Annotated in this window: 17 protein-coding genes and 2 tRNA genes; 3 read left to right on the forward strand and 16 right to left on the reverse strand. The window is 66.4% G+C overall.

Features of this window, described 5'->3' with window-relative positions:
• Window positions 1-9: 9 nt before the first annotated feature.
• The 14 genes from VL15_RS05890 to VL15_RS42615 form a co-directional block, all read right to left on the reverse strand.
• On the reverse strand, window positions 10-534 hold the full coding sequence (locus VL15_RS05890) for a hypothetical protein (RefSeq protein WP_048243928.1): 525 nt from the start codon (window positions 532-534) through the stop codon (window positions 10-12).
• Entirely contained in the window at window positions 521-916 is a 396-nt protein-coding gene (locus VL15_RS05895) for a type II secretion system protein (RefSeq protein WP_048243929.1), read from the reverse strand. The genes VL15_RS05890 and VL15_RS05895 overlap by 14 nt, the downstream gene beginning before the upstream one ends.
• Window positions 891-1,379, reverse strand: a complete 489-nt coding sequence (locus tag VL15_RS05900; RefSeq protein WP_048243931.1) for a prepilin-type N-terminal cleavage/methylation domain-containing protein — start codon at window positions 1,377-1,379, stop codon at window positions 891-893. The genes VL15_RS05895 and VL15_RS05900 overlap by 26 nt, the downstream gene beginning before the upstream one ends.
• Window positions 1,376-3,784, reverse strand: coding sequence for a secretin N-terminal domain-containing protein (locus tag VL15_RS05905; RefSeq protein WP_048243933.1), 2,409 nt, complete (start codon window positions 3,782-3,784; stop codon window positions 1,376-1,378). The genes VL15_RS05900 and VL15_RS05905 overlap by 4 nt, the downstream gene beginning before the upstream one ends.
• 31 nt (window positions 3,785-3,815) lie before the next feature.
• Window positions 3,816-4,292 (reverse strand): hypothetical protein, encoded by a 477-nt coding sequence (locus VL15_RS05910; RefSeq protein ID WP_230684349.1) that lies wholly within the window; start codon window positions 4,290-4,292, stop codon window positions 3,816-3,818.
• Window positions 4,292-4,846: a hypothetical protein gene (locus tag VL15_RS05915; RefSeq protein ID WP_048243936.1), complete on the reverse strand. Its 555-nt coding sequence runs from the start codon at window positions 4,844-4,846 to the stop codon at window positions 4,292-4,294. The genes VL15_RS05910 and VL15_RS05915 overlap by 1 nt, the downstream gene beginning before the upstream one ends.
• On the reverse strand, window positions 4,843-5,373 hold the full coding sequence (locus VL15_RS05920) for a hypothetical protein (RefSeq protein ID WP_048243938.1): 531 nt from the start codon (window positions 5,371-5,373) through the stop codon (window positions 4,843-4,845). Before VL15_RS05920 ends, VL15_RS05915 begins: the two co-directional genes overlap by 4 nt.
• Complete coding sequence (locus VL15_RS05925; protein WP_230684350.1) at window positions 5,370-6,137, reverse strand: hypothetical protein; 768 nt, start codon at window positions 6,135-6,137, stop codon at window positions 5,370-5,372. The genes VL15_RS05920 and VL15_RS05925 overlap by 4 nt, the downstream gene beginning before the upstream one ends.
• Complete coding sequence (locus VL15_RS05930; RefSeq protein ID WP_048243940.1) at window positions 6,118-7,752, reverse strand: GspE/PulE family protein; 1,635 nt, start codon at window positions 7,750-7,752, stop codon at window positions 6,118-6,120. Before VL15_RS05930 ends, VL15_RS05925 begins: the two co-directional genes overlap by 20 nt.
• A 54-nt stretch (window positions 7,753-7,806) precedes the next feature.
• The gene (locus VL15_RS05935) at window positions 7,807-8,991 is read right to left on the reverse strand and encodes a type II secretion system F family protein (protein ID WP_048243942.1); all 1,185 of its coding nucleotides are present in this window, start codon (window positions 8,989-8,991) and stop codon (window positions 7,807-7,809) included.
• Window positions 8,992-8,993: 2 nt separating this feature from the next.
• A complete protein-coding gene (locus VL15_RS05940) occupies window positions 8,994-9,506 on the reverse strand; it encodes a lytic transglycosylase domain-containing protein (protein WP_048243945.1) in 513 nt (170 codons plus the stop codon).
• Window positions 9,481-9,921 (reverse strand): type II secretion system major pseudopilin GspG, encoded by a 441-nt coding sequence (gene gspG / locus VL15_RS05945; RefSeq protein WP_048243947.1) that lies wholly within the window; start codon window positions 9,919-9,921, stop codon window positions 9,481-9,483. Before gspG ends, VL15_RS05940 begins: the two co-directional genes overlap by 26 nt.
• A gap of 271 nt (window positions 9,922-10,192) precedes the next feature.
• The gene (gene gbpA, locus VL15_RS05950) at window positions 10,193-11,653 is read right to left on the reverse strand and encodes an N-acetylglucosamine-binding protein GbpA (protein WP_048243949.1); all 1,461 of its coding nucleotides are present in this window, start codon (window positions 11,651-11,653) and stop codon (window positions 10,193-10,195) included.
• Between the two features lie 152 nt (window positions 11,654-11,805).
• Window positions 11,806-11,991: a hypothetical protein gene (locus tag VL15_RS42615; protein WP_196319552.1), complete on the reverse strand. Its 186-nt coding sequence runs from the start codon at window positions 11,989-11,991 to the stop codon at window positions 11,806-11,808.
• A 1-nt stretch (window position 11,992) separates the two neighbouring features.
• On the opposite strand from VL15_RS42615, the gene VL15_RS05955 reads away from it, so the two are divergent.
• Entirely contained in the window at window positions 11,993-14,803 is a 2,811-nt protein-coding gene (locus tag VL15_RS05955; protein WP_329955932.1) for a glycosyl hydrolase family 18 protein, read from the forward strand.
• Window positions 14,804-15,326: 523 nt separating this feature from the next.
• On the opposite strand, the gene VL15_RS05960 is transcribed toward VL15_RS05955, so the two are convergent.
• On the reverse strand, window positions 15,327-17,630 hold the full coding sequence (locus VL15_RS05960; protein ID WP_048243952.1) for an ATP-binding protein: 2,304 nt from the start codon (window positions 17,628-17,630) through the stop codon (window positions 15,327-15,329).
• A gap of 460 nt (window positions 17,631-18,090) precedes the next feature.
• Here VL15_RS05960 and VL15_RS05965 point away from each other — a divergent pair.
• A tRNA-Leu gene (locus VL15_RS05965) sits at window positions 18,091-18,177 on the forward strand.
• 130 nt (window positions 18,178-18,307) lie between these two features.
• Here the strand turns inward: VL15_RS05965 and VL15_RS05970 are convergent.
• Window positions 18,308-18,871 carry a flavodoxin family protein gene (locus VL15_RS05970; RefSeq protein WP_048244363.1) on the reverse strand — a complete coding sequence of 188 codons (564 nt, stop codon included), beginning with the start codon at window positions 18,869-18,871 and terminating at the stop codon, window positions 18,308-18,310.
• 416 nt (window positions 18,872-19,287) lie between these two features.
• Here VL15_RS05970 and VL15_RS05975 point away from each other — a divergent pair.
• Window positions 19,288-19,374: transfer RNA gene (locus VL15_RS05975), tRNA-Leu, on the forward strand.
• The last annotated feature ends 110 nt before the right edge of the window (window positions 19,375-19,484 follow it).

Genomic DNA, 19,484 nt, shown 5'->3' on the forward strand with positions numbered 1-19,484 from the left:
GTTCCGATCTCAGTGTGCCGCACCGTCCGCAGGCGCCGCTGCGTCGGCCGGGGCGGGCGGCAAGTAAACAAAAGCCCATTCGCCATACGCATCGCTGTCGCCGAACGCGTCGTAGCGCGCGGGGAAACCCTGGCGCTTCAGCGGCTGCCCTGGCGCCTCGCTGAACACGCCCATGATGCCGCCGTCCGGCGCTTTTACGAGCCCCCACTGCGTCGATCCGGTCAGCGGATCGGCGTACAGGCGCCGCAGGTGACGCAGCGTCGGCAGGCCGCGGCGATCCTCGAGCAGCGCGTCGAGCGACGCCGGGTAGCGGCTGCCTCCCGACGCATTGTAGTAGCCGGCGATCGCCGCGCGATACTGGTCGCCGACGAACAGCAGTTGCGCCTCGCGCTCGCGTTGCTGCACCGTCGCCCAGACCCGCGCGGCCTGCGTCATGCCGAGCCCCAGCGCCGCAACGAGCATCAGCACGCCGAGATACGCGATGCCGCGCTGCCTGCGTCGCCTGCAGCCGCGCGGCCGGTTACCAGGACGCATAGTCGCTCCCGTCGAGCGCACGCCCTTTCGCGCCGCTCTTCACGTCCGCGATGCCGCCCGTCTCGCCGGCCTGCGGCTGCCACGAGCCGCGCTTGCCGGTGAGCGGATCTAGCGGCAGCTCGCGCAGGTAGCGCCGCTCGACCAGCGCATCGAGCGTGTCGGGATCGCGGCCATGATCGGCCCGGTAGTCGTCGATCGACTGGCGCAGCGTGTTCAGGTTGTGACGCAGCACCGTTTCCTTCGCGCGGTCGCTCTGCTTCAGGTAGCCGGGCGCGACGAACGCGGTCAGCGCCGCGATGATCGCCATCACGACGAGCAGTTCGATCAGCGTGAAGCCGGCGGCGCGGTGCGCGCGTCTACCATTGGTGGTACGGGACGCCATTGAGGCCCTCCTTGCGATTGGTCGAGCGGATGTCGAACACGTCGTCGCCTGACGAAAACGCGTCGGGATCGCTCGCGTAGCTGCGCGTCTCCCACGTGTCCTCGGGCGCCCTGCCGTCGCATTCGCACATCGGATCGGCGGGAATCCTGCGCAGGAAGTACAGCCGCGCGCCGTCCGGCGACTGCTTGTCCTCGACGCCGTCGACGAGTGCGCGCAGGTCGGGCGGATAACCGCTCGCGTCGACGCTGCGTTCGATCCGCCCGTCGACCGCCGCCTCCTTGTACGCGTCGAGCGCCGAGCGGATCACCACCAGCGCACGGCGCAGTTCGGCCTCGTCCGCGCGACGCTTGACCAGATCGGTCAATGGCAGTGCGACGGTCGCGAGCAACGCGAGCAGCGACAGCGCGACCATCAGCTCGATCAGCGTGAAGCCGCGCGCGCGGACGCGCCGACGGACGCTCATGCGAAGCTCCGCGCGCGCGACGGCAGCACCGGCGCATCGGCATATAGCGGCCGTGCCGCTTCGCGCCCGCCTGCGAAGCGATCGACGAACGCCTGCAACGTGCCGATCAGCGAGCGTACCGCGGCCGTGATGCGATTCTCGCCACGTGCCGGCGGAGCCGCGGCCGGTGCGCGTGTCGGCGTCGCCCCGGCCGCCGGCACCGGTGCCGCGGCACGCGCGATCGCGGTCGATTGCCCGGGCTGCTGCGGCGCGCCGGCTTCACCCGTGCGATCCAGTTCGTTGCGCGCGGCAGCAATGGTCGAACGCAGGCCGACACCCTTCGGCGAAGACGCGACCGCCGGCTTCGCCTTCCCGCGCGGTGCTGCCGGCCCGGTGCCGGTCGGACCGGCCTGCGCGACCTTGATCGCCGCAACCGGCGGCCGCCCCGCATTCGCCACCGTACGCATCATCCCCGCGCCGCGCGCGCCGGGCTCGGCAGCCGGGCGCTTCGCGTCGTGCTCGTCCGCCTCCACGGACGCCTCCGGCTCCGCCTCGACGGCCTCGGCCGTATCGGACACCGTGGCCGCGCGGTCGACCGCGGACTTCGCCGGCTCGATCGGCGCATCCAGATCCGGACCGACCGACGACGGCAACCGCGCCGGCGCGGCCTGCGCGGATTCGAGCGTCAGCGCTTCGGTGGTCACGCGCGACTCGGTGCCCGACAGGAAGGTCGTCACCGCCGATGTCGGCAGGTCGAGATTGCGTTCGATGTGCGGCGTGATCAGCAGCACGATCTCCGTGCGCTCGTTGCTGCGGCCGTTCGACCCGAACAACCGGCCGATCACCGGCAGGCCCGATGCGCCCGGCAGCCCGGCAATGCTGTCGGTTTCATTGCGCTTGACGAGGCCCGCAAGGATCTGCGTTTCGCCATTCTTCGCGGTCATCAGCGTCTCCGCATTGCGCGTGCCGAGCGCATAGGCGACGAGTCCGGTCTTCGTGGTTTCCTTCGACAGGATGCTGCTGACTTCCATGTTCACCTTGACGCTCACCTCCTCGTTCAGGCTGATGCGCGGCTCGACTTTCAGCATCAGGCCGACGTCCTGGTAGCTGACCGATTCCGTGACGACGCCGTTCGCGTTTGTGGTCGTGACGATCGGCACGCGCTCGCCGATCTTGATGTTGGCCTTCTCCATGTTGCGCACGCGGATCTTCGGATTCGCGAGTGTCCTGGTCTTGCCTTGTTTCTGCAGCAGGTCGATCGCGAACGCGAGCCCGCCCGATTCACTCGACACGCCGACGCGGTCGCGATTCAGGCGCAACAGATCGCCGAGCGTGAGCGCGCCGCCCTCCGCGGCACCGAGCGCGCTGAATTGAATCTTGCCCGGATACTGGACACCCAGATCGAGACTGTCGTTCATGTTGACCTCGAGCACCTGCACGTCGAGTGTCACTTCGGACTGCGGAATGTCGAGGCCCATCACGACGCGCTCCGCGACCTGGATCGTCTCCGGCGTATCGCGCATGACGACCGCGTTCACGCGCTCGTCCACGTAGACGTCCTTCGGCTTGATCATCTGCCGCAGCGCGGCCATCACCGATTTCGCGTCCGCGTGCGACAGGAAGAACGTGCGGATCGCGAACTCCGTATAGTTGCGTGATTTTTCGGGCTGCGACGGGTAGACGAGCAGCGTGTGCTGGTCGAGCACCTTCTTTTCGAGCTGGTTGGTGCGCAGCAGCAGGTTGATCGCGGCCTCGGCGGTCGTGCGCTCGGCGAACAGCGTCGCAGCCTGACTGGTATCCACGTCGCGGTCGAACACGAAGTTCACGCCGGACACGCGCGAGATCACGTCGAAGATGTTGGCGAGCGGCTGCTGTTTGAAGTTGAGCGACACCGGCTTGCGCAGCGCGTCGGACAGTTGCGGGCGCGCCGCGCGGCTGGCCTGCGACTGGCGCAGCAGCGTGTCGCGCAGGCGTTTCGCGTCCGCGTGGTTCGGCTGCTCGGCGAGGATGCGCCGTGCGATCTCGAGCGCTTCCTGCGGCTTCTCGCCGCCAATGCGCTGCGCACGCGCGAGGTCGACCGCCATCTGCCGGTGGCGCTTGACCTGCTCGAGCGCCTGGCCGGCCTTCAGGTTGCCCGGATCCTCGGCCAGCACGTTGCCGAGGTGATCGATCGCTGCCGCATGGTTGCCCTGTGCGACCTCGCGATCGGCCTCCTTCAACTCCGCGCGCACGTAGTCCTGCCGGCTGAATTCGACGGCGGTCGTCAGCGCGATGTCGTCCGGGGCGGCCTCCTTCTGCTGCTGCAGCGTGCCGAGTCGTTCGGCGGGCGTCGCGGCGGCGTCGGGCGCGGCGTTGAACGGCGTGCTTGCGCATCCTGTCAGCGCAAGCGCCGAGATCAGGAGCAAAAGACTGACTTTACGTTTCATGATGGGTTTCGGCACATGTTGAATTCGGGGGTCATCGCATCGGGACGGGCGGCGACAGCTCGACTTCGGTGCTGTCCCGGGCCACGATCACCGTGCCCTGTTCGCCCAGTTTCTTCAGCCGGTAGCCTTCGGCGATCTCGCCGCCCGGCAGCACGGCGTCGCGCACGCCGCAGCGCGATTCGCACAGCAGGAACGTCCTGCCCGCGCCTTCCAGCACGACGATGCGCTGGTCGTTCTCGCGCCATTCGCCGGCAATCTCGAACGGCGGCGCCGCAGCCGGCGGCGGCGCGTCGATCGGATCGTCGAGCGCCGGCGGTACGGGTTCGGGCGCCGCGACAGGCGGCGGCTCGTCACGCGCCGGCTCCGCGCCGAGCGACGCCCAGCTCTGCGCCGGAAAGACGTCGACGATCGGCGCCTGGCCGGCGCCCTCCTGCGCGACACTGCCGCCCGCGGCGCAGGCGGCGGCCAGCGCGAGCGCGGCCGCGAACGGAATCAGGGGCGCGCGCATCATGTGTCCGGCCCCAGCAGGCTGACCCGCAGGTCGGCGCTCACGTTTGCACTGTCGATCCGGTCGCGTTCGATCGACACGCCCTCGACACGCACCATCGGCTGGTCCGCGATCTCGCGCATCGCTTCGCGCAGCCCGACGTAGCTGCCGCTCATCGCGATGCTGATCGTGAGCCGGCGCAGCTTGCCCTTCACCTCGACTTCGCGGCGATAAGTCGCGTGCTTGCGGTCCATGCCGCGCTGCGCCAGGATCTGGAAAATCGAGTACGCCTGCTCGCTGCTGCGCAACTGCTGCACCTGCTGAAGCGTCATGCCGCCATCGCCGGCTTTTTGCCCCGGCTTCGGCAGCGCAGCCAGCGCCGTCGTGCGCGCGTTGCGCTCGGCCTCGAGATGCTCGCCGTCCGGCTGCAGGTAGAACGCATGCGCGCCGACCAGCGCCACGACCAGTCCGCCCGCCAGCAGCCCCGGCACGCCGAGCTTGCGGGCCGCCGCGTAAGCGCTCCAGCGCAGCCGCGCGGCGAGCACCGCGGTGTCGATTGCTTTCAGGTTCGTCATGGGTGTTCGATACTCAGGCTGAAATGAAAGATGTTCTTGCCGTCCTCCGCTTTCGTGCGGTGCTGCAAGAGGCCGATCTTGCGATCCGGGTGACGGTCGTTCAGGCGGTCGACGAAGATGTAGATGTGCGACAGTTCCGCCGCGCCGCCTTCGATGCGTGCCTCGCGGCCGGCCTTGTCGACCGTCAGCGACTTCAGCGCGATCTGCGGTGTCCACGCGTGCTCGATCCAGTCGACCACCGACAGCCCCGAGCCCTTTGCACTCGCCTTTTGCTCGGTGAGCACGCGTTCAATGCGGCGTTGCTCCGGCGTCATGCTCTTCTGCCGGCGCTGCTCGCGCTCGATCGCGCGCTTGCGCTGGTCGATGCGGCTATCGATTGCGTCGACCTCGTCGCGCAACTGATCGACGCGCGACCACTCGCTCGCGGCGAACGCGCCGGTCAGCAATGCGCCGCACAGTGCGACGCCCGCCCACCGCGTGATGCGCGCACGCGACGCCGCGAAATCCAGTTCGCTCGGACGTGTCATGTCGGCTCTCCCGGCTCGCGCACGGGCACATCATCCATGCCGCCGTCGAGCAGCGTGACGCCGTCCGCGGCCGGCAGCGCGCCATCGAGCGCGCTCGCGAAGGCCGCGCCGGCAAGCGGCTGCCCGGCCATCAGCGCCGCGGCGGCAAACCAGTCGTCGAGGCGCCGGCCGCCCGCGCGCGGCAGCGTGACCACGTCGGCCCACTCGCCCGCGCGGCGAAACACGCACGTGACGACACGCGGCTGCAGCAACGCGTAGCGGTAGTCGTCACCACCCAGGCGACCCGCATGCAGGTCGAGCGAGGCCGACAGCGCATCGCGCATGCTGACGAGCCGCCAGCCGGCCGCGCGGCTCGCTTCCGCGAGCGAAACGAGCAACGTATCGCAGGCCGCCACAGCCAGGCGCGCGCGGCCGCGCCGCCCGGCTTCGATGCGGATCCGCAGCGCACCGCGCTGTGCGCGAGCCGCGAACAGCGCGCGCGCATAACCGTCCCACGCGGCGTCCGACACCAGCCCGTCCTGCCAGGGCAGCACGACGCCATGCGTCCACGGATGCCCGGCGACGACATGCAGGCGGTTCTGCAGCGGCAAGCGCGCCTTGCGCAGGCCGCCGAGCACCTGCGCCAGCGCCTCGGCGGGCCGGCCCTCGTGTGCGACGGCGGCGTGCGGCGGGCCCGCGCGCCGCGCACGCCAGCCGTGGCACGTCCACACGCGAAGCGTGTCGGCGTCGAGCACCGCGACGACGTCATTCCACGGCGATCGCACGCTGCACCTCCTGGAACGTCGTCAGCCGTGCGCGAATCGCCGCGAGCCCCGCGTCGCGCATCGACTGATAGTCGGCGTGATCCGCGAGCGCTTGCGCACGCTTCTCGATCGAGCGCTCGAGCAACGCGGCCTTCATCGCCGCGTCGAGCGTCAGCACTTCCGCGAGCCCGATCCGGCCGTGATAGCCGGTGCCGCGGCACGTGTCGCAGCCCGGGCCGGGCGTGACCGCGCGCTTCAGTTCGTCGAGCGCCGCGTCGCGCAGGTCGGCGCCGTCCGTTGCCGCGCCGCCGCAACGCGCGCAGATTCGCCGCACCAGCCGCTGCGACACGACGCCGTTCAACGCTTCGAGAAACGTCGACGGTTCGACCCCCATGTAGATGAAGCGGTCGATCACGCTGAACCCGTCGTTCGCGTGCACGGTCGACAGCACGCGGTGGCCGGTGAGCGCCGATTGCACGGCGATCGACGCGGTTTCCTCGTCGCGAATCTCGCCGACCATCACCGTGTCCGGGTCGTGTCGCAGGATCGAGCGCAGCCCGCGCGCGAACGTGAGCCCCTTGCGCTCGTTGACCGGAATCTGCAGCACGCCCTTCAGCTCGTATTCGACCGGGTCCTCGATCGTGATGATCTTGTCGTCGCCGGTGTTGACCTCCGACAGCACCGCGTACAGCGTCGTCGACTTGCCGCTGCCGGTCGGCCCGGTCACGAGCATCAGCCCGTACGGCCGATGCGCGAGCGCACGCACCCGCCGCGCCGTCTGCGCGTCGAAGCCGAGCACGTCGAGGCTCACGCTGTCGCCGCGCTGCGACTTGTCGAGCACGCGCATCACCGCGTTCTCGCCGTAGGTGCCGGGAATGATCGACACGCGGAAATCGATCTCGCGGCCCTGCATCACGACCTTGAAACGGCCGTCCTGCGGCACGCGCTTTTCCGCGATGTCGAGCGTGGCCAGCACCTTGAGACGCGACAGCGTCTGCGCGGCCGCCTCGAGCCCCGGAATGTGACGGATCGACTGCAGCACACCGTCGATCCGGTAGCGGATCGACAGGCCGTCCGGCACCGCTTCGAGATGGATATCGCTGGCGCGGCTCTGCAGCGCGTCGTAAAGCGTCGTGTTGACGAGCCGGATGATCGGGCTTTCGTCCTTCGCGATGCTCGCCAGCGAGATCGACTCGATCGCCTGCGCGAGCGAGTCACCCTGCGTATCGATCGTCACGTCGTCCATCGGCCGCTCGCTCGACTCGATGTCGCCGAGCAACCGCTCGACTTCGCCCGGCACGCTCATGGCCAGTTCGACCGGCCGCGCGCCGAAGCGCGCGAGCAGCTCGTCGCGCACGTGGCGCGCGAACGGATCGGCAACGACCATGCACGGCGCGCCGTCGAGCTCGACCGGCAGCACGCGCCAGGTCAGCGCGTCGTGCAGCGGCAGCAGGTCGAAACGCGTCGGCGCCGCGCGCAGCGCGTCCGCGTCGAGCGCGCCGACGCCGAGGCAGGCCGCCACTTCCGCGAGCCGCGTCGCATCCGCGCCGAGCAGGCCGTCGACGTACTGCGCGAAACCGACGCCCGATGCTTCCCATTCCGACTGCCAGCGTTGAACGATGTGTTCCGTTTTCATTGAGTTTTCTCCTGTTGGACAGCGGGATCGCGAACGCCTTGCCGGCCTGATTCGCTATCCGACGCTGCCGGCCAATTCGAAGATCGGCATGTAGAGCAGCAGGACCACCGCGCCGACCGTCGCGCCCACCGCGAGCATCAGCACCGGTTCGAACACCTTGCTGAGCATCTCGATCGCGCGGTCGAGCGCACCGTCGTGAAACTGCGCGATGTGCTCGCACATCCCGCCGAGGTCGCCGCTCTGTTCGCCGACCCGCAACAGCCGCTCGGCGACCGACGTGGTCAGTTCGTGCGCGGCCAGCACGGCCGCGACCGGCCGCCCTGCGCGCATGTCGGTCAGCGCCGCCGCGAGGCGCGCGCGAAAATGCTCGGGCAGCACCTTGCCGGACAGATCGAGCGCGACGATCGCCGGCGTACCACCCGCGATCAGTAGTCCGACAGTCCGGTAGAACCGCGTGAGCGCGAATAGCGCGCAGATATCGCGCACTTTCGGCGCGCGCCACGTCAGGCGCTGCGCGGCACGCTTGACGGCTGCCGAGCGGATCGCCAGCACCGCGCCGGCGAACGACGCCACGACCGCGAACCCGACCGCCATCCCGTTCTCCCGCAGCAGGGTCGCCCACCAGAGCATTGCCTGGGCCGTCGCCGGCAGTGTCGCGAGCGACTCGAACACCACCGCGAAGCGTGGAATGACGAAAAACGCCATGAACAGCAGGATCGCAACGCCGACGCCGATCACGACGGCCGGATAGATCAGCGCGCCGGTGACGCGCTTGCGAACCTGTTCGATCCGCACTTCGTACTGCTGATAGCGCTTCAGGACGACCGGCAACTGGCCGCTGCCCTCCGACGATTCGATCGTCGCGACGAGCAGCGGCGGAAAAATGGCCGGCTGCTGCGCGAGCGCCTTCGACAACGGCTGCCCCTCGACCATCACCGCGAGAATCCGGTCGATCACGTGTTTCGCGTCCTTGCCCGAATCCGCCTTGTCACGCAACGCTTCGAGCGCCTCCATCAACACGAGGCCCGCGTCGAGCAACGTCGACAGTTCCTGCAGGAACAGCGTCAGCGCGAACTTCGCTGCGCGCCGGCGGCGTCCGATGCGGGTATCGCGCCGTACCTCGAGCACGACCCCACCCTGCTCCGCGATGCGCGCGCGCGCTTCCGGCTCGCTCGCGGCCTCGACCGTCTGCTGCGTGACCTTGCCGCCGGCGAGCACGCTTACCCGAAATGCGTCCATCGCTACCTCCGCCATTCGTCGAGCATCGCGAGGCTCGCGTCGCGATCGCTCGTCAGCTCGTGGTACTCGCGCCACACCTTGGTCGCATACGCCTTGCGGGCGGGTTCGCGCTTCGGCGAGGATCCGGCGTTGTATGCGCCGACCGCGTTCCACGTGTAGCCGTGCCGCTCGATGAATCCGGCGAGAATCGATGCGCCGGTGTCGATCGACGTACACGGCTCGTCGATCAACCGCTTGCGCGTCACGCCGACCTTCACGAGACGCGGCAGGTGCGAGCTGTTGATCTGCATCAGCCCGATGTCGTAGGTGCCGTTCCGGTTCCAGTTCATCGCGCGCGGATTCAGCGCGGATTCCACCGTCGCGATCGCGGCGAGCAACAGCGGATCGATGCCGTGCCGTTCCCCCGCTTTCGTGAAGCAGTCCTTGGCCGCGGCGCCGGATACGCAGGTGGCGAACAACGCCACCGCCGCGATCCAGCGACGCACGCCCTTACATGCCGTAGACGAGGTCAGCATCGATGCCACTCCCGCCGACACGACCGTCCCGCCCGAGCGACACGATCTCGGCCTCGCCATCGCGGCTCGGCACGTTCCATTGGTACGCACGGCCCCAGCCGTCCTTCGGCACGGCCTTCGCGAGATACGGGCCGTTCCAGCCGTCGGCGCCTTGCGGCTGCGCGACCAGTGCGTCGAGCCCTTCGTCGGCCGTCGGATAACGGCCCGTGTCGAGCCGGTATTGCGTGGCTGCATCGCCCAGCGTCTTCATCTGCGCTTCCGTCGACTTGACCTTGGCCTTGTCGACCTGCGAGAACAGCTTCGGACCGACATAGCCAGCCAGCAGCGCGATGATCAGCAGCACGACCAGCAGTTCCAGCAGCGTGAAGCCCTGCTGGCCGCGTCGCGTCGTCCAGCTCCGATTGTTCGGTTTCATGTCGTTTGCCCTCTGTAGAGATCCCGGCGCGACGTCGCGGCCGGGGGCCGTCGTGTTGCAGACGGCGGGTGAGCCAGGCGCTTTCGGGAATGCGAGTTCGATTGATGGAAAGCGCCGATCGATGAAGTCATTTTCCCGGGGGCAGGAACATGTCTCCATCTTCATCAAGGAAATCTCAAAGACCGTTTCAATCTGCCCGTTCGCATCCGTGGCAAATGAAAGAGCCGCGCGCATCGCTGCACGCGGCTCGCTTCATCTCCTCGTCAGATCGTTACTTGCTGCAGGCGCCCAGGTCCTTCCACACCTTGCCGGTGTGGTCGGCGCCGGTCGATGCCGGATTGCCCGGAACCTCGTCCTGGGTCCACCAGCGCGCTTCGTACGTGCGGCCGTTGTGCTGCACCTTCGCGCCGCCCGTGTAGGCCGTGCCCTGCTTCCATTCGGCCTGGCACTGCGCGCCTTCGCCGCCGCCCGACTCGCCGGTCAGCTTGAACGTGGTGGTTTCCTGCTTCAGCGTGCCGCCTTCGATCTGCGACGTCGCCACGGCCGTGTGATTGCCCGCCTTCGCGTTCGCGATGTCGACGTTCACGTCGCCTTGCATGCGCATCGTCGCGGACTTCGAACCGACCAGCGAGTTCGACGCGTCGTACACCTTGACGGTGACGTTCGTGTCCTTCGCGTGGTTGAACTTCAGGAAGAACTTCGCGGTCGCCTTGCCGTTCTGGATCTTGAACTCGCCGTTGTTCGAAATGCTGAAGCCTTCGTCGATGCCGCCTTCCGGCTGGTGATCGATGGTCGTCTCGGTGCGCACGATGCCGCTGGTGTTCTTCGAGAACACGTCGTTCTTGCCGAGTGCCGGCTCGACACGGCCGTCGCGCTCGACGCCGGCGATCAGGTTCGCTGCCTGCGTGCGGTTGATTTCCTTCGCGAGCAGCATCGGCCACATGTTGCGTTCGCCCTGCTGCGCGGAGCCGATCGTCACGGTGGTCTTCATCGACGGCACTTCGCCGCCCGACTTGAACACGCGATTCGAAACCTTGTCGCCGACCTTCAGGTCCATCGTCGGCGCGATGCTGCCGACGTTCGACCAGTTCGGCTTGCCCGGATCGGTGCCGCCGTCGTCACCGGTAATGTTGAGGTCGGCCACGTTGTAGAACATGCCGGCCGTGTCGCCGACGTGCCAGGTCGTCAGCATCACGTGATGGCCCTTCTTGTCCGACGGAATCGTGCAGTTGTGCGGGCCGATCTCGTCGGCTTTCTTCATCCCGCCGTCGACCGCGCAGAACGGCGTCAGGTCGAACTGCTCGCGCGTGAGCTTCGCGTTCGGGTTCCAGCCCTGCTTCGTCAGGTAGTACTTGAATTCCTTCGTCACGTGCGGCGCGGTGAAGGTCCACTTGAACTGCTGCGCGCCCGGCTTGATGTCGTTGATCTTCCAGCGATCGACGGCCTGCTCGTTGAGCTCGCTGAACTGCGTCACGCCGCCGCTTGCGATCTCGCCATCCGGCGCGCCGGCTGCCGGGAAGCCCTGCTTGCCTTCGACGCTTTGCGGTTCATAGGTCACCGAACCGCAGTTGAAGTTTTCGATCTTGCCCGACTTCGAGCTGCACAGCAGGTTGCGCGACGGCGGCTCCGACAGGTAGCCGTGCGCAAATGCGGCTTGCGCGAAAAACATCGATGCGCAGGCAACGAGCGGCGACAGGGTGAAAAGCGTCTTTTTCGCTGTTCGAGTTCTCATCTGATTCCGTTGGTTGAAAGTTGAGTGGGAGTTGCTTCGATCGACGAATCGCGAACGATCGCCGGACAGTGCGTGACGCGTGCTTGACTGACGAAACGCGGAGTGCAGTATCGACAGGCACGGTGCATCGGCGAATCTTCCTGAACGATCTCTCAACGATGCGTCGCGCGCCGCGCCGGCCACCCGCTTTCCGGTGCGTGGATCGCATTGAGATTGCATTCAGATTCGTTGCCGCCGTCCGGCCCATGAAAAAGAATGGCCTCGCTTTCCCGGCACTCTTCTTCAACACAAGGATGGATGGCTATCAAATTGAAATCGAATAAACCGACTCCCGGCATCTTGGTTCGACGCCGCTCGCTGCATCGCGCGCACTTCGCCTATGCAGCGCTCGCGGCGGCCAGCGCACTGAGCTTCGCGAACGCCGCGTTCGCCGCGCCCGGCACGCCGAGCCTGAAGCAGTACGAAATTACGTCGCAACCGCACGGCTTCGTCGAGATCGACATGCAGAAGGCCGGTGTCGCGCCGTACAAGGACATCGTCAAGCTGAACAAGAAGGTCGACGTGCCGCTGCCGTTCGACATCTGGAGCAACGGCACCGCCGTGAAGGCAGTCGCGGTGGTGGACGGCGTCGTCGACCCCGCTTCCGAGGTCCGGATGACGCCCGGCGGCACGCAAAGCGGCCAGGTGGTCGCGAACGTGAAGACACCCGGTGTGAAGAAGATGCAGGTACGCGTCATCGACGCCAACGGCGCGGCGACCGACAGCGCGCCGCTCGACGTGATGGTGTTCGATACGATTCCCGAACTCGCGGACAACCTGCCGAACAACGCGAGCAAGAACCACAAGCCGTATGCGAACACGTCCGGCTCGGTGGTCGGCACCTACTTCGCCACCTGGTCGATCTACGACCGCAAGTTCAACGTCGACAACGTGCCGGTCGAGAACCTCACGCACATGCTGTACGGCTTCATTCCGATCTGCGGCGGCGCGGACGTGAACGCATCGCTCGCGAAGGACCTGCCGGGTTCGTTCAACACGCTGCTGCAGAGTTGCAAGGGCCTGCCCGACTACAGCGTCGCGATCCACGACACCTATGGCGAGATGGCCAAGGCATTGCCGGGCCAGACGGCGAACTCGAAGCTCAAGGGCGTGCTCGGCCAGATGATGGCTGCGAAAAAGCGCAATCCCGACCTGAAGATCCTGCCGTCGATCGGCGGCTGGACGCTGTCCGATCCGTTCTTCCAGATGCACGATCCGGCCAAGCGCAAGGTGTTCGTCGATTCGACCGAGCAGCTGCTGCGCACGTGGAAGTTCTTCGACGGTGTCGACATCGACTGGGAGTTCCCCGGCGGCAAGGGCGTGAACCCGTCCCTCGGCGATCCGGTGAAGGACGGCCCGCTGTACGTGACGCTGATGAAGGAGCTGCGGCAGATGCTCGACAAGCTGTCGCGGGAAACCGGCCGGACCTACGAGCTGACGTCGGCAATCGGCGCCGGCAAGGACAAGATCGACGTGGTGAACTACAAGGAAGCCACGAAATACATGGACTACATCTTCGACATGACGTACGACTACTACGGTGCGTTCAGTCTGACGGAGCTGGGTCATCAGACCGCGCTGCACGCGCCGGACTGGAAGCCGGACACCGCATATACGACGGACAACTCGATCCGGGCGCTGCTCGCGCAGGGCGTCGATCCGAAGAAGCTCGTCGTCGGCGCGGCGGCCTATGCGCGCGGCTGGAACGGCGTGCACGGTTATGCCGACGGCAATCCGTTCACCGGCACCGCGACGGGGCCGCACAAGGGCCAGTGGGAACCGGGCATCCTCGACTACAAGAAGCTCAAGGCCGAGATGATCGGGCCGAACAACGCCGGTATCAACGGCTACGAATATCACTACGACCAGACGGCCGAAGCGCCCTACGTATTCAACAAGAGCACCGGCGAACTCCTCACCTTCGACGACGAACGTTCGGTTCTCGCGAAGGGCGACTATGTGCGCGCGCATCAGCTGGGCGGCCTGTTCTCGTGGGAAATCGATGCGGACGACGGCGACATCCTGAACGCGATGCACAAGGGCCTCGGCCACGGCGACGAAGGCGGCGGCGGTGCCGAAAACCATCCGCCGGTCGCGAACGCCGGCGCCGACATGACGGTCACCGGGCCGCGAACGGTCACGCTCGACGCGTCGAAGTCGCGCGATCCGGACGGCGACAAACTGAGCTTCAAGTGGGAACAGGTCGGCGGCGATCCGCTGAAGCTCGCCGATGCGACGAGCGCGAAGGCACGCGTCGATGTTCCGTCCGTCAAGCAGGACACGAAGTACACGTTCCGCGTGACGGTCACCGATCCGGCGGGCCTGAAGGATACGGCGCAAGTCGTCGTGACCGCGCAGGCCGATGCCACGGTCGAACCGCCGCCCGAGGAGAATCGACCGCCGGTCGCGCAGCTCGGCGGCCCGGCAACGGCGGAAGCCGGTCAGGCCGTGACGCTGTCGGCCGAGAAGTCGACGGACCCGGACGGCGACACGCTGACCTACAAGTGGGGCGTGCCGAGCGGCATCGATGCGAAGCCGGCCGGTGCGACGCTGAGCTTCACCGCGCCCGAACTCGCCAAGGACCAGTCGTTCGTTTTCTCGGTCACGGTGAGCGATGGCAAGCTGTCGAGTACCGCCCGGCACACCGTCCTCGTGAAGGCGAAGGATACGGGCGGCGGCGAAGGCGGCGGTGGCGGCCAGTACCCGGCGTACAAGGCCGGAACGCAATACAACGCCGGCGACGTCGTGTCGAACCTCGGCAAGCTGTACCAGTGCAAGCCGTTCCCGTACAGCGGCTGGTGCTCCGGCGCGCCGAGCGCGTACGAACCGGGCAAGGGTTTCGCGTGGAACGATGCGTGGACGCTCTACGGTGATGACGAAGGCGGCAACGGCGGCGGTGGCGGCGGTGAAGGCGGTGGCGAAGGCGGCGGCGATCACCCGCAGTACAAGGAAGGGACGAAGTACAACGACGGCGACATCGTCTCCAACCACGGCAAGCTGTACCGCTGCAAGCCATTCCCGTACACCAACTGGTGCTCGATGGCGGCGTGGGCATACGAACCGGGCAAGGGCTCCGCGTGGGATCAGGCCTGGGAGGAATACAAGCAGTAAGCAACGGCATAGGCCTGGTCCGGCCGACGGCGCCATCGCGGCGCCGCGACCGACGTGAAACCCGCGTCTCGCGGCGCCCAACGGCTGATGCCGGTCTCGCCCTCGCCTCGTGCGAGGGCGTTTTCGTTTCCGGTACTGGACGCCACGATCGCAGGTACGTCGGTCGCGCGTTTCGCGCGAGTGCAGGCTGGGCCGGGCCAGCGGCCGCCAACGTGCCGACCTGCGATCGAAGCACGATTGCTGCGCGTCATCGGGCTCCACGCACTGCCGCCGACCGCGGACCGCCATCAGCGCGATCGCAATCGTTCGCGGCAACAGCACCTACACGATGCAACCGCTTGCTCCGTGCGCGTTTCGACGCACGATCCGGCTTCGGCGTCCATCGTGACGTGGCATGCGTGACACACGAATGCAAAAAGGCCGGCCCGGTGCGACACCGGATCCGGCCTTTCATCCACCTCGTTTCAACATCGGTCGACGATCGCGCATCGCGACGCCGCTACGCCGTTCAGGCGGCTGCCTGTCACGCGTCGTCGAGCATTTCCTCCACGGTTCTCGGCAGACGCACGGTGAAACGGCTGCCCTGCCCCGGTGTCGACTCGACGTCGACCGATCCGCCGTGGCGCTCGATCACCGCCTTGACGAACGGCAACCCGAGACCGACTCCGCGACTCGCGTCGCGATACGTGCCGTCGACCTGGAAAAACGGTTCGAACAGCCGGCGCAGCGCGCCGGCCGGGATGCCGATCCCGTGATCCTGCACCGCCACCGAAACCTGCCGGTCGTCGGCGTCGATCCATACGTCGACGACCGTATCCTCGGCCGAGTACTTGATCGCGTTGTCGAGCAGATTGGTCAACGCGCGCAACAGCATGTCGCGGTTGCCGAGCACGAACACGTCGGCGCCGTCGTAATGCGGCCCCTCGACGCGGATGCGCTTCGCGTTCGCACTGTGCCAGAGCTGATCGACCGCTTCCGTCGCCAGATCGTTCGCCGACACCGGTACGTATGCGTCCGTATCGAGATGCTCAGCGCGCGACAACTGCGTAAAGTCCTGTGCGACGCGCAAACTGTAGTCGACGAGCCTGTGCAGGTCGGCGAGAAAATCCTCGTCGGTCGCGCCGTCGGCCTGGTTTCGCTCTTCGAGCAGCGACAGCACCGTCGAGAGCGGGTTGCGCAGGTCGTGCGCCATGTGCCTCAGCGTCAACCGGTCACTTTCGACCGCGGCCTTGATGTTGTGGATATCGACGAGGCAGATCATGCTCGCCGTCGAACTGTGCGGGTCGCCATCGCCGAACGGCGTCACCATCATCATCTGCGTGCGCCCGTTCAGTGCCAGCTCGGCCGAGTGAATCTTGCCGGTCGCCTTCGCGGCGAGCACTTCGTTATGGGCGATCGCCAGCACGCGCTGCGCGGCCGCGTCGCCGTCCGCGTCGAACGTCTCCAGCATCGCGCGGCCGCGCGCATTGCACATCAGCAACCGGCCGTGCCGTTCGACGAAGACCGGATACGGCAGCGTCTCGATCATGTCGACATAGGTCGTCTGCCACTCGCGAATGCGCTGCATCGCGATCTCGACCTCGTCCTTGGTCGGCGTCGCGACATCGGCGCCTGCCGCATGCGGCGAGCCGACGAACGCGTGCTTGCCGGCCAGCCCGCGCAGCATCCCGTATTCGTTCAGCAGGAACGCACGCAGGCTGCCGGCGCGCCGCCAGCCGCTCACCGCGAAGATCAATACGCACACGGCGAACAACGGGCCGAGCGGCGTCCAGCACGACCAATGCAAAAGCAGCGCCAGTTCGGCGGCAACGAACGTGGCCAGCCACCCGATCGCGAATGCATACATGCGCCAGCCCGGCACCAGCATGCAGATCAGCAGCATGCCCGTCGCGACCGCGACGCTGACGGCGACCCGGATCCCCATCGGCTCGCGCCACAGGATGTGGCCGTCGACCAGTGCCTGCGTCACCAGCGCATCGACCTCGACGCGTCGCAACCGCCCGTCTTCCGACGTCGACAGGTCGTACGCACCAGACAGATCCGACATCGCGTCGCCGATGAAGACGATCCGGCCGCGCCACGCCGACTCGGGGATGCGCCCTTTCAGCACATCGACATACGAATAACGATCGAGATCGAAACGGGCCGGCAGGAACAGTGCGAGCGAGCGCGCTTCGACACGCCCGAGCTTCGATACGTGATCCTGCACGAGCTCGCGCACATCGCCGGCAGGCAGCGACGCACCGGCCAGGCGAATCGCCTGCAGTGCGATATGCGGCAGCTCGTCGGCCGCACCGTCCATCCGGACGTACGGCACGATGCCCTGCACCAGATGGTCGCTGCCGAGCACGACGTTGCGCTGGCCGACGGCCGCCGCCGCGCGGCGCAGCTGCGCCGCGGGCAACAACACGGTGTCGGCATGCGTGCTGTCGCGTGCAAGGTGGGCGGGCAGGACGACGCGCCCTTGCCGCGCAATCGCGGCCGCGAGCGCATCGTCGCCGCGCGCGGGACCGAACATCGTCATGTCGAGCACGACGCTCGATGCACTGCCGAGACGATCGAGCACCTGCGCATGTGACGCCCGCGCATAACTCTCGCCGCCGCCCAGTTCGTCAATCGTCTTCCTGTCGATCGCGATGACGACGACATCGTCGCGTTCGCCGTGATCGACGCCGGCCGCGACCAAATTCCAGTACAGGCGGTCGAGCGGCGACAGCAGCGTTTCGGCAGCCGGCGTACAGCTGAGCGCCGCCAGCAGCGCAACGCCGGCCGTGAGCGGCCATGCGGATGTCGCGATTTTCCAGACTCGAATGAGCCAGTCAGGCATGAAGTGGCATTCCTCGTTATTGTTTTATTCGCCCGAGTTCACCGCGTTCGCGTGCTTCCTGAATGCTTGCGGCGGTCGGCCGCTTGCTTCGTCGCACGCGTGATCCCGCCACGCTGCAGTCGTTCAGTCAGGCTCGGGCCCGTTGCAACCACATTGCGCCGCATGCGGCCGCAGGTTGCCAAGCCGGCATGTTGCCCGAACGGCCTTGATTTTTATTTGGTAACGGATTCATTTCCCCCTTGTCCCATAAGAATTTGAGGTTTTCCGTACTTGTCCTATGCGCCCTTCCCGGCAACGGGGCGCGACACCGGGATTTCGCGGCAAACGGGCGAGTGCTATCGCGGGGCGCGCGACCGGAGAACGAGGGACAAAGTTTTTTCATCGCTTTCGATGAAATTATGTTGACAGTCCCTTTGAACACGCTAAAATAGCGGTCTTCGCATCGCAGTAAGCGAAACGTGCCCAGGTGGCGGAATTGGTAGACGCACTAGGTTCAGGTCCTAGCGGTGGCAACATCGTGGAGGTTCGAGTCCTCTCCTGGGCACCACTTATTTAAAAAGGTCGGCTTCTAGCCGGCCTTTTTCTTTTTCAGGCTCAGGAAGCAAAGCGCCTGCGCGCTTTGCTCGCGGTCCCGCTCATCCACCAGCCGGACGACCATCGACGCCCGGCCATCGGCCTCAGGCGCTGTTCCAGCGCTTCGCGGCAATCGCGACACGCTCGCCCAGCACTTCGGCCGTCTTTCGGTCGCTCTCGAGAATCGAGTCACCACCCTCGTCCGCATTTGCCTGCGCCATCGCACCGAGGAACGACCCGAGTCGATTCAGATCGTTGACCGAACCCTTGCTGTTGTTGTTGCCGGGCATCAGACCGAGGCTGACCCACAGCATCTGATGCTGGGCAGCAAAGACAGCCAGTTGCTGCAGTGTCGCTAGCTTGTCGCCGCTTTGCGAAGCCGACACCGTAAAGCCGGCCGCCAGCTTGTCGCGCCACTTGCCCCAATGCTTCGACGACGCGTCCATGAAGCCCTTGAACTGCGCGGACGCACTGCCCATGTAGGTCGGCGAACCAAAGACGATCGCCTTCGCATCGCGCTCCAGGTACTCCCAGTGTTCATCGATCGCGTCGACGGGGATCAGCTTGACCGACACGCCATCGACCTTCTCGACACCACGAGCGACTGCGTCCGCAATGACGGCCGCATGGCCGTAGCCGCTATGAAAAACCACTGCGATTTCTGACATGAGGATCTCCTTGATGCGGACCATTCCGCATAAACGTAACTGCGATAGTAACAGAAATAATCGCGATGCAAGCGACTTCGCTTGCGTGTGCGTCGCGCTTCGTTGCGATCGGCGACAACACGATGCCCATGGTGCCGTCGAGCGAGCGGACAGTTGCGGTGTCCACTGCCTGCGTTCGGAAGTCAGCGCGGCACGACAGACGTCCGGCGACGGACTTGAACATGCGCTCAGGAAATTCGCTCGTTCAGCTTCGGCGACAATCCCCCGCACCGGGATCGACCCGGCAGCCATACCCGGACACGGCACATCCGGCACGCTTCTTGTTCGCCCCGCTTCAAAGGCCGCACAAAATTTGTTGACAAGCCATTCAGCCACGCTATAATTGCGGTCTTTCGCGATGCAGCAAAGCGAAACGTGCCCAGGTGGCGGAATTGGTAGACGCACTAGGTTCAGGTCCTAGCGGTGGCAACATCGTGGAGGTTCGAGTCCTCTCCTGGGCACCATCTGTTTTTAAAAAGGTCGGCTTTTGCCGGCCTTTTTTCATTTCCGGCCCAGGAAGCAAAGCGCCTGCGCGCTTTGCGTGGGGACTCGAAAGGCTGCGCTTGCAAGCGCA

The organism is Burkholderia cepacia, from assembly GCF_001039005.1.
GTDB classification, from domain to species: Bacteria; Pseudomonadota; Gammaproteobacteria; order Burkholderiales; family Burkholderiaceae; genus Burkholderia; species Burkholderia theae.

Excerpts from the sequence above, each read along its gene's own strand:
- VL15_RS05910 (WP_230684349.1), bottom strand. The coding sequence starts at position 4,292 with ATGCGCGCGCCCCTGATTCCGTTCGCGGCCGCGCTCGCGCTGGCCGCC.
- VL15_RS05915 (WP_048243936.1), bottom strand. The coding sequence starts at position 4,846 with ATGACGAACCTGAAAGCAATCGACACCGCGGTGCTCGCCGCGCGGCTG.
- gspG (WP_048243947.1), bottom strand. The coding sequence starts at position 9,921 with ATGAAACCGAACAATCGGAGCTGGACGACGCGACGCGGCCAGCAGGGC.
- VL15_RS05970 (WP_048244363.1), bottom strand. The coding sequence starts at position 18,871 with ATGTCAGAAATCGCAGTGGTTTTTCATAGCGGCTACGGCCATGCGGCC.
- VL15_RS05900 (WP_048243931.1), bottom strand. The coding sequence starts at position 1,379 with ATGAGCGTCCGTCGGCGCGTCCGCGCGCGCGGCTTCACGCTGATCGAG.
- VL15_RS05905 (WP_048243933.1), bottom strand. The coding sequence starts at position 3,784 with ATGAAACGTAAAGTCAGTCTTTTGCTCCTGATCTCGGCGCTTGCGCTG.
- VL15_RS05895 (WP_048243929.1), bottom strand. The coding sequence starts at position 916 with ATGGCGTCCCGTACCACCAATGGTAGACGCGCGCACCGCGCCGCCGGC.
- VL15_RS05920 (WP_048243938.1), bottom strand. The coding sequence starts at position 5,373 with ATGACACGTCCGAGCGAACTGGATTTCGCGGCGTCGCGTGCGCGCATC.
- VL15_RS05960 (WP_048243952.1), bottom strand. The coding sequence starts at position 17,630 with ATGCCTGACTGGCTCATTCGAGTCTGGAAAATCGCGACATCCGCATGG.
- VL15_RS42615 (WP_196319552.1), bottom strand. The coding sequence starts at position 11,991 with ATGCCGGGAGTCGGTTTATTCGATTTCAATTTGATAGCCATCCATCCT.
- VL15_RS05930 (WP_048243940.1), bottom strand. The coding sequence starts at position 7,752 with ATGAAAACGGAACACATCGTTCAACGCTGGCAGTCGGAATGGGAAGCA.
- VL15_RS05890 (WP_048243928.1), bottom strand. The coding sequence starts at position 534 with ATGCGTCCTGGTAACCGGCCGCGCGGCTGCAGGCGACGCAGGCAGCGC.
- VL15_RS05940 (WP_048243945.1), bottom strand. The coding sequence starts at position 9,506 with ATGCTGACCTCGTCTACGGCATGTAAGGGCGTGCGTCGCTGGATCGCG.
- VL15_RS05935 (WP_048243942.1), bottom strand. The coding sequence starts at position 8,991 with ATGGACGCATTTCGGGTAAGCGTGCTCGCCGGCGGCAAGGTCACGCAG.
- gbpA (WP_048243949.1), bottom strand. The coding sequence starts at position 11,653 with ATGAGAACTCGAACAGCGAAAAAGACGCTTTTCACCCTGTCGCCGCTC.